Below are 1,219 nucleotides of genomic sequence, written 5' to 3'. Positions count from 1 at the left end.
ACGACAACACTAAGGATTCCACATTGGGTTGGACGGGATTGTCATGCTGCCACAGCGTTTAAAAGAAGCCAGATTGAGAGCAGGCTTGTCGCAACAGCGGCTTGGCGTTCTTGCTGGCATTGATGAATCCACGGCAAGCGCACGGATGAATCAATATGAGCGAGGAGTACATACCCCTGATTTTGATCTTGCCTGTCGTTTGGCAACAGTGCTTGATATTCCTGCCAGCTACTTTTATACCGTCGAAGATGAGCTTGCCGAATTAGTTCTTAATTTTCGCTCGACGAAAAAATAGCCCTCAACAGCGTGTTATCGCTGTGTTGGAATGGTGAAAGCTATGCTACCAGATCGCCCCCTTAATACTAATCCCTTCTTTTGTATTCAAACTAAAGGGCTAGGTAGTCTACAGGGATGAGTCAGTTGAAATTTAAACGCTGTTAACTTTAACCAAGCTCCGGCATACGGTATGCCTTCAGCGGAGATCGCTATACACAAAACACGATTCACCGAACACCAGCTCTTTGCTATTTTAGGGTGTATTGAAGCCGAACATGCTGTCAAAGGTATCTGCAGCTAATCGGGGACACATGAAAGGCTGGAAAACGATATTTTGTGGTATAAAAGTGCTAATCAGCAAAACAATGAAAAGATTTTTCGAGTGAAAGAACACTTATTAAACAGAGCATTGCTGTATATAGTCAATTGAAAACACTGTATATACATACAATTTATTTCTTCTGGGTAAAATACGTGATATGGTGTCACTAATTTGACACTGCTGGACACTAAGATGAAAGAGTTTATCTCATACGCTCAAGACGTGAATGAAAAATCGAAGGCTACACAACAACAAAAGCTTGAGGAAGATAAAAAGTTAGTTTACCAACTTCTTGAATCTTATGACCAAAAGTCTATAGCTAAAATATTACGAGAAACAGGTTGCAGCGACTGGACAAGAGAGACGCTTAGTCGATGGCTCAGTGGGAAAACCTTCCAAAAACCTCTGGTTGAAGCTGAGGTTGAAGTCCTTAGAAACATGCTACCAAAACCACCGAAAAACCATCCATGCTATGATTTTCGATTCATTGACTTGTTTGCCGGAATTGGTGGTATCAGAAAAGGGTTTGAGGCTATAGGGGGACAATGTGTTTTCACCAGCGAGTGGAATAAAGAAGCTGTCCGTACTTATAAAGCAAACTGGTTTTGTGATCCAGAACAG

At 41.8% G+C, this 1,219-nt stretch carries 2 protein-coding genes; both read left to right on the top strand.

Translation table 11 applies throughout. From position 1 onward, the window contains the following. Positions 1 to 43: 43 nt before the first annotated feature. Positions 44 to 295, top strand: coding sequence for a helix-turn-helix transcriptional regulator (locus J5224_RS28740; RefSeq protein WP_264628501.1), 252 nt, complete (start codon positions 44 to 46; stop codon positions 293 to 295). A gap of 495 nt (positions 296 to 790) precedes the next feature. Then, the coding region (locus J5224_RS28735) for a DNA cytosine methyltransferase (protein WP_264628500.1) at positions 791 to 1,219 on the top strand (429 nt) is incomplete at its 3' end.

Source organism: Candidatus Symbiopectobacterium sp. NZEC135, assembly GCF_025962695.1.
Note: the sequence above shows the minus strand (reverse complement) of the source record. Positions and strands in the feature narration are given on the sequence as shown.